At 41.0% G+C, this 7,589-nt stretch carries 8 protein-coding genes and 1 pseudogene; 4 read left to right on the forward strand and 5 right to left on the reverse strand.

What is annotated here, in order from left to right; all coding sequences use genetic code 11:
• On the reverse strand, positions 1-262 hold a 262-nt coding region (locus CS060_RS13575), incomplete at its 3' end, for a helix-turn-helix domain-containing protein (protein ID WP_099669049.1).
• 189 nt (positions 263-451) lie between these two features.
• Between CS060_RS13575 and CS060_RS13580 the strand changes: the two genes are divergently transcribed.
• Complete coding sequence (locus CS060_RS13580) at positions 452-925, forward strand: hypothetical protein (RefSeq protein ID WP_099669050.1); 474 nt, start codon at positions 452-454, stop codon at positions 923-925.
• 290 nt (positions 926-1,215) lie between these two features.
• Here CS060_RS13580 and tnpC read toward each other — a convergent pair.
• Positions 1,216-2,379 (reverse strand): annotated as a pseudogene (tnpC, locus tag CS060_RS13585) (IS66 family transposase); the annotation flags it as partial.
• A gap of 116 nt (positions 2,380-2,495) precedes the next feature.
• On the opposite strand from tnpC, the gene CS060_RS13590 reads away from it, so the two are divergent.
• Together CS060_RS13590 and CS060_RS13595 are read left to right on the forward strand one after the other, a co-directional pair.
• Positions 2,496-3,710 carry an MDR family MFS transporter gene (locus CS060_RS13590; RefSeq protein WP_099669051.1) on the forward strand — a complete coding sequence of 405 codons (1,215 nt, stop codon included), beginning with the start codon at positions 2,496-2,498 and terminating at the stop codon, positions 3,708-3,710.
• Positions 3,711-3,746: 36 nt separating this feature from the next.
• On the forward strand, positions 3,747-4,958 hold the full coding sequence (locus CS060_RS13595; RefSeq protein WP_082180336.1) for a DUF4825 domain-containing protein: 1,212 nt from the start codon (positions 3,747-3,749) through the stop codon (positions 4,956-4,958).
• Between the two features lie 56 nt (positions 4,959-5,014).
• On the opposite strand, the gene CS060_RS13600 is transcribed toward CS060_RS13595, so the two are convergent.
• The 3 genes from CS060_RS13600 to CS060_RS14370 are packed head-to-tail and all read right to left on the reverse strand — an operon-like array spanning position 5,015 to position 6,685.
• On the reverse strand, positions 5,015-5,656 hold the full coding sequence (locus CS060_RS13600; protein ID WP_035050664.1) for a formate dehydrogenase subunit gamma: 642 nt from the start codon (positions 5,654-5,656) through the stop codon (positions 5,015-5,017).
• Complete coding sequence (locus tag CS060_RS13605; protein ID WP_231563761.1) at positions 5,634-6,539, reverse strand: 4Fe-4S dicluster domain-containing protein; 906 nt, start codon at positions 6,537-6,539, stop codon at positions 5,634-5,636. The genes CS060_RS13600 and CS060_RS13605 overlap by 23 nt, the downstream gene beginning before the upstream one ends.
• A 17-nt stretch (positions 6,540-6,556) precedes the next feature.
• Positions 6,557-6,685 (reverse strand): twin-arginine translocation signal domain-containing protein, encoded by a 129-nt coding sequence (locus tag CS060_RS14370; RefSeq protein WP_231563762.1) that lies wholly within the window; start codon positions 6,683-6,685, stop codon positions 6,557-6,559.
• A 172-nt stretch (positions 6,686-6,857) separates the two neighbouring features.
• Between CS060_RS14370 and CS060_RS13610 the strand changes: the two genes are divergently transcribed.
• A complete protein-coding gene (locus tag CS060_RS13610) occupies positions 6,858-7,502 on the forward strand; it encodes a peroxiredoxin (protein WP_099669052.1) in 645 nt (214 codons plus the stop codon).
• Positions 7,503-7,589: the final 87 nt, after the last annotated feature.

The following is a 7,589-nucleotide window of genomic DNA, read 5'->3' on the forward strand; positions in this document are numbered from 1 at the left end:
TAAGAAATGGCACACGACCAGGTGGTAAGCGACGATCGAGTAAATGATCGAGCCCACCTTCATTAAACCGTTCGACGTAGAGGGAAACCGATTGGCGGCATAGATTAACCATTTTTGCGACATCTTTTCCAAGAAATCCTTCCATGACAAGACGAACGGCAGTCACCCGAACACGAAGAGAAGCATCTTTGATTTTCCGTTCTTGTTTCCGAAGTTTTCGAGGTGTCCAACCGTGATCATTCGTAATTTTAAGACGTTTCATGTCATTTCCGCTCCTTTTATACGTGAGTATTTAGGAGCAGTATAACCATGGAAAAAGGTGTTCATACAGAAGTCATCATCTTAAAGTGCATGTATATAGGTAAAAAGCACTGATATTGTTGTATATAAAGGAATGTATAAATTGATGTCCAAATATATTAGTAGATAAAATATGAGAGGAGAAATTGAAATGAAACTGTATAGATATCTCTTTTTTGCAATGGTTATTATCCTTAGTGCTTGCTCTAATCCTGAATTAAAATTCTTTGAGAGCTCGGATAAAGCGATTGAATACGGAATTAAAGATCAAAAGATTACACACGAGGAAATAATAGCGGAAGTAGATCAGTTAGATGAACGTTTAATTATTTTTAAAAAAGATTTACCCGAAGGTGTTGGAATTGGTTTTGCAAGTGTCAGTAAGAAAGGGGAAAAGTATACATGGTACCAGGCTGATCCTCTAACATTAGTCAAACAAAATAATGTAGATACTCATCCAGAAATTGAAACTATCGTTAAAACTTTTAAAGGACAAGAATATAGGGTTCATTTAGGGGTATTAGAGGACAATAATTTTCCTTCTGACAATAGAAAAAACTTCAATATAGGGCCAATTATTGATAAAGATAGTGGAATATATATATATATATATATAGAAGGCTAAATAATCAGAAAAGTATTTACAGTTTATTGGTAAATATGCATGATAATTACTGCAAAATAAAGGGAGGGAGAATCTTTACATGCTTAAGTATCTATCTAAATTGTTTTTTGTAGCTCTTAGTTTTGGTCTGTTTTTTTCAATGCTTTCATTATCACCATCCGCAACTACCAAGGAAGAAAACAAAGCTATTAAACTAAACAAAAAGGATGCTTTCGTAGATCCTTCTAGCGGTGAATGTAACTATTCACCCCAGTGCTAGTGTGTAAATTAGCCCAGCACAAATAGGGCATTTCTTTTGGCAACGGTGTCATCCCTTCCAACCGATATTGCGCTTTCGCGAGTATGCGATCGTACACGCGCTCCCAACGTTTCGCTTCTTCTCCGGGAAGAAAGCCACCATGTTGTTCGACTACTTGTTTGGCGGATAATAGAAACGTGGTCAACCGTTTTGCCCATGTATGCCCTTGTTCAATAAATCCTTTCAAGTCACGTAAATGATGGGCATGACAAAGGGCATGGGTGGCTTTCGTGTATCTCGGATACGTACCGAACGCATCGTGCATCATCGTTCCTTGATATCGTGGAAGAATCCCGATGTCATCGGTCGCTTTCTTCCCACGAGAAGCGTGAGAAGCCAAGTACGTATATTTCGATGTACACGCGACATGCACCCATGCGAGTTTCCCATTGATGCGCAAACTCGTTTCATCGACATGCAAGATGTTAGAGCCAAGCAAAGCGTCTTCGATCATGTCCATATTGGATTCCAGCGCTTCGCGTCCTCGTTTCACCATATTGGCAAGGGTTCCTGTACTGATTGGGTGTTGATATAACGCTTCGATCGTATCACTTAAACGTTTGTAAGGGATCAATTGAATATGGTGCAAATAAACAACAAGCGCCGTGAGCCGTGGACCATATTGCACATGGTTTGTGACATGTGACGGGAACTCGGTTTGTTGCACGCATCAACAATGCGGGCATGATTTCACTTCGCGTTCATGTTGTGTCACTTCCATTGTCACGGGAGGCAGATCAAACACTTGACGGACATCGACTTTAAACGGTTTTACGTCACGCAAAGAAACACCACATCCTTGACACGTATGTACGCGATGAACGACACGATGATGTGGATGTTCCACTTGACGGAGTGTCGTTCCCTCATGTCCCTCTTGCCCGCCAGGCTTTTTGCCAGACGGCTCGCGGGAGGAACGCTTTTTCTCAAAACGGTCAGAAGATGGAGGCAAATGGCTATTAGAGCTGTTTTTTTTCGTGCGTGCTTCCAGCTCTTGAACGCGATATGTCAATTGCTCATTTTCTTTGCGTAGTTGTTTGTTTTCTGTCAACAGTTGCTCAATGACTTGTTGTTGGTGAGTAATGAGCTGTTTTTGTTGTTGAACTTTGCCGCTTAAGCTCTCAACTGTAAATACAGCTTGTTGTACCGTCAACATGCGATTCACCTCCTTGTCTATCAATATTCACATCATAGACAGGAAAAGCAAAAAATATTCAGCTCACTTTATGATGTGGCTGAATAGTTACATTCCAAAAGATAGAAGGGGAATTCATGGAGCATATAAAAAAACTGCATCCTGTCAGCGCGACGATCATTATTGGGACATTGTTTGCGAGAATGGCGATGTTTATGACCATTCCGTTTTTAGCTATTTATTTAACGAGCGTAAAAGGAGTTAGCGCTTCGTTGGCAGGGGCAATTATTGGAATCAGTTCGATTGTAGGGTTATTTGGTGGGTTTTTCGGCGGATATTTTTCCGATCGATACGGGCAAGAAAAAGTGATGAAAATTTCGCTTTTGATGTGGACGTTCGTGTTTATTGGTTTTGCGACAGCGGAGAGCGTTTGGACGTTTTTTTTATTAAATGCGTTAAACGGACTATGCCGTTCGTTTTTTGAACCTTCGTCGCGAGCGTTGTTGTCGCAGGTGACAAAACAAGAAAATAAATTGCTTGTGTTTAACTTGCGATATGCGGCAATTAATGTAGGGGCGGCGATTGGTCCATTAGTCGGCTTGAAGATCGGTGCTTCGTCATCGACGACGGCATTTTTTATTACTTCTTTTGTTTATTTTCTTTATTTCATTTTACTCGTCGTGATGTTTTCAAAATATACCATTGAACAAACGCATGGCGATATATCTGAACATGTAACGCTTCGTCGTGCTGTCGGTGTATTAGGCAAAGATCGCGTTTTTTTATTCGCTGTCATCGGAATGATTCTCGGTGTCATAGGGTATTCGCAATTCAATTCAACTATTCCGCAATATTTGTCGCAATATAAAGATGGTGTACAGCTTTTTTCTTATTTAATTGTATTTAACGCCATTACGGTACTCGTTGTACAGTATCCCGTTTCAAGAATTGGCAAGCATTATTCTGCATTAACATCGATTATGCTTGGCATTGGCGCGGTAGCCTTAGGTCTTTTTGGATTTGGTTTATTTACTGCTGTTCCGATGTTATTTGTCTCGATGTTTGTGTTAACGGTCGGAGAAGTGATGATGTTTTCGATGACCGACATCTTTATTGACCAAATTGCCCCTAAGCATATGAAAGGATTATATTTCGGTTCGATGGGTTTTACGGCCATAGGTAACGCTATCGGTCCTTGGATTGGGGGACTGATGCTTGAACACCTTGGTTATGGAAATCATTTTCTTATTTTCAGTTTGCTAGCTTTATGTACCTCGATCGGATTCCCGGTTTTTTTATATGTCGGCGGATTAATGAAGGCGACGAAACGGCATATTGAGTATAGTTTATAACCGTTTTATATTTTTTGTAGCCGGAGAGATGGTGGAATGAAAAAATCCATTTTCGTTTTTAGTTTACTGATTGTGGTCATGATCGTAGGGGTATTTTTTTACCAAGAGAATGATTTTAAACAAAACATTGATTCTCCTAGTCTTGATGGAGAGGCGCTATTTGCCCATAAATCCAAATATGTAGGAGATGCGAGCAATGTTTCTCGTTTACTTGACCAATTAGCTTTTGGGACATATCGAAGAAGCCTATCGCTTCAAACGGTGAAAGAGCCGTATGGAATGACAGTGCATTATGATATGGAAAATACAGAGATGGGCTTGAAAAAAATAGAAAAATTGTTGTATGACAATGCCGTTATTTTGTTCGTTTTAATTGAAAATTTGGATCGTATTACGTTTGATGTGAATGTAGACGCAAAACACGTTTCTTATTCGTTTGAGAGAGAACAAGTGCAAAAACAAATGGATGAGCACTTATCTGTATATGCAAAGGATATTGATCGCTTTCGCTCATTATTGTATGCACTAAAAGGTGTGGGAGGTGTTGAGAAAGCAGTAAGTGAAGCGATTAAAAAACATGGAAAGTCTTATCGAAAGGGAGAATACATTGCGGAAGGACACATCATTCTTGGTACAGAGCAAAAAGAAAATAAAGTGAAAGCATACACAATCGCAAGTATTGGTGTATTTGAATTTCAAGACGGTATATTCGCCATTGTGTCAGGCAGTGGGGCCATTCCGACTGTGATGACATTTTCAATCGATGAGCATGGGCAATATAAACTCATCGCCTATGAAGAGCCACTTGATGGAGATGCATATGCAAAATCGGTTAAGCGCATGTTTCCGAAAAAATATTACTCGCAGGTGTTGTATGCAGAGAAATACTATGATGAACTTGCTAAACAGCAAGAAAGACAGGCGCGGGAGTATTTGAAACAGATTGGTCGAGATGCAAAAGTGAGTACATTGTATGTGGAAAAACAACCGCTCAACATTTCCGTAGAAGCGATGAACCATTTTCTTACTCTGCTTGGCAGTGACTCGTTTTTGAACGAGTGTCCGGATTGGCTTGGGACGCGTGAAGTAATCGAACAAGGGATTCGGTATGTGTATGAAACATCTCAAAGTAAAACAAATGGTGGACGAGATACTGTTGTTTTGCGGAAGATGAAAGAAGATGGAACGATAATCGAAATGAGAAAGTATGTGATTGAAGAAAATCAAATTAAACGGACAGAGGAATAAAAAAGCAGTCCGTTTGCTTAGGACTGCTTTTCGTATCTTTTCTTTAATTCCTTATATCAAAGCGAGTGACGTTCTTTTACATACTCTTCGTCCACATAGCCGGTAAACATACCGGGCAACAGTTTGCGATTTTCTTTGACGATAAACGCTGCTAAATGCATAACGACACCGAGGATAACCATGACGGTCGCTAAATTGTGCAACTGCGCTCCCCAAAACAAAATGCCGTTTGATGGCTGAACGCCCATTATATTTTTAATGACTTTGATGACTCCTGTGACGATGACAAGACCGATGGAAATGACGAAATATAAGTAGGCGATTCGTTGTTCAGGTAAGTACTTTTCGCTCGGTGGTTCTTTTTGCCCTAAAATCATCGCTTTTATAATGAGATAAGAACCTTTTACGTCTCCTTTTTTCGGCCAAATGTCAAACTCTTTTTTCATGACGTGATAAACGATATGATACGTCGTAAAGAACAGGAGTGTTGCCGCGAAAAAGTAATGCACTAATAACGTAATCTCATACGATGTGAGCCATTTTGTACCGAACGGCTGAACGATTAAATAGCGACCGTATACAGGCATTTGTCCGATGCCTGTAATGATAAGCATGATGATTGAAATGGCAACACCCCAATGAACGAAGCGATTCGGAAGCGGTTGACGATAAATTTTATTTTTCTTCTTTTGCCTCACAGTGCTCTCCCCCTTCCTTTTTCTTCTGCCCCGATAATACTTTGTAAGCAGTAATGCCTGCGGCTGCTGCACCAGCGATTGGAGCGATGAGCGTGGCGAGCATGTATCCGTGTGTCGTTTCTAACATATTTTCAACTTCAGACTTCATATGCGGACGACCAAAGCGGGTATCATTTTCTTCTTTTTTCTTTGCTTCAATCGCCTCATCAATTTTATCAAATGGAACATCTGAAACGTAAAGCGTTAACGTTCCGCTATTTTCGACATCTCCATAAATAAAGCCGCCTATTTCTTTTGCTCGTTCGTACGCTTTTTTGCGAATTTGTTCGTATGGGCCAAATTCAATTGCCCCTTTCGGACAGGCGGCTTCACAAGCAGGACTCTTTCCTTCTTTAAGCAAGTCTGCGCACATGTCGCATTTATACATCACCCCGCCCCCAGCTAGTTCAGGAACGAGCTGCATATATAAACCGACGCCTGCTTGTCGTTGTGGAATGTCCCAAGAGCAAACGGCACGGCATTTTGCCCCGCCCATGCAGAAGTTTTCGTCAATTTTTACCGCTCCGTGTTTCGTTTTTTCAATCACACCAAATGGACAAAGCTTTTGGCATGGCGCATCAAGACAATGCATGCATCGTCTCGGGATAGCAACATCTTTTGTTTGGCCGTTCCAACTTACTTGCACTTTTTCAACATATGTCCAGTTGTAAGGAGTGAGGCGATCGGTGCGGTCTTTTTCGTTGGACCAGTCTTCATGTTTTTTTCGTGGCCAATAGTCTTTAATTGGTTTTTGTGGCTGTGGAAAACGGTGTTCATTTTTCTGTCTACATGCTGTGACGCATAGTGGTGTGTCGTAAGCCGCGCAACCGTCGCATTTTGTCAAATCAATGAGCGAACCGATTAACGTGCTTTCTTCTGATTTGTCTGTTTGAGCATATCCTGGTGTTTTTGTTGCAATAATATGCCGGCTGTTGCACTAGCAACTGTCGAACGCTTTAAAAACGTTCGTCGACTAATTTTTTCACTCATATTTCACCCTCTCTTTACAAATACACATACGGGTATTTTGTATAAAATAAACGAAGTTGAAAAGGGGGAAACGAGTTTTTATTTATGAAGAGTTTGTGACAGAATGAGGACAATGTTCACGCCTATGGAGAGATGCATAAGCTGAAACGGTAAAACGTATGGAGGGATGGTTATGCCATTTATTTCGGATTGTTTTCCAACGATGACGGTAGCGACGACTGTTGGAACAATCACATTACCAGATGATTATGCAGGGCGTTGGTTTGTCCTCTTTAGTCATCCAGCTGATTTTACCCCGGTTTGCACGACAGAGTTTGTAGCGTTTGAGAAAATGAAGCCGCAATTCGAGCAGATGAATACAGAGTTAATCGGTTTATCAGTTGAACAAGTGTTTTCCCATATAAAATGGATTGAGTGGATTCGTGAAAAGCTTCGTGTTCGCATTTCATTCCCAATTATTGCGGATGAACTTGGATATGTGGCGAAACAGCTCGGGATGATTCATCCAACGAAAGGAACAAGAACGGTGCGCAGTGTATATGTTGTCGACCACGAAGGAACGATTCGTCTCATGTTGACGTATCCTGAGTCAGTCGGAAGAAACATATACGAAATTGTACGAGCGGTGAAAGCGTTGCAGACAGCGGATGCATATAAAGCAGCAACACCAGCGAATTGGCCACATAATGAGTTAGTAGGCGATAAACTCATTATGCCGCCGCCACGCACCATTCAACAAGCAGAAGAACGATTAAATAAAGCAAAACAAGGGGAAATGAATTGCTTGGATTGGTGGTTTTGTACGAAACAAACATAAAAAGACAGCGAGCGAATCACTCGCTGTCTTTTTGGTGTGCTCGGCATGGGTGCAATCTATAGGGTGAAAGTCCCGAACTGCGAAGGC

It is taken from the genome of Anoxybacillus flavithermus (assembly GCF_002742685.1).
Lineage (GTDB): Bacteria > Bacillota > Bacilli > Bacillales > Anoxybacillaceae > Anoxybacillus > Anoxybacillus flavithermus_E.

Excerpts from the sequence above, each read along its gene's own strand:
- CS060_RS13580 (WP_099669050.1), top strand. The coding sequence starts at position 452 with ATGAAACTGTATAGATATCTCTTTTTTGCAATGGTTATTATCCTTAGT.
- CS060_RS13590 (WP_099669051.1), top strand. The coding sequence starts at position 2,496 with ATGGAGCATATAAAAAAACTGCATCCTGTCAGCGCGACGATCATTATT.
- CS060_RS13595 (WP_082180336.1), top strand. The coding sequence starts at position 3,747 with ATGAAAAAATCCATTTTCGTTTTTAGTTTACTGATTGTGGTCATGATC.
- CS060_RS14370 (WP_231563762.1), bottom strand. The coding sequence starts at position 6,685 with ATGAGTGAAAAAATTAGTCGACGAACGTTTTTAAAGCGTTCGACAGTT.
- CS060_RS13610 (WP_099669052.1), top strand. The coding sequence starts at position 6,858 with ATGCCATTTATTTCGGATTGTTTTCCAACGATGACGGTAGCGACGACT.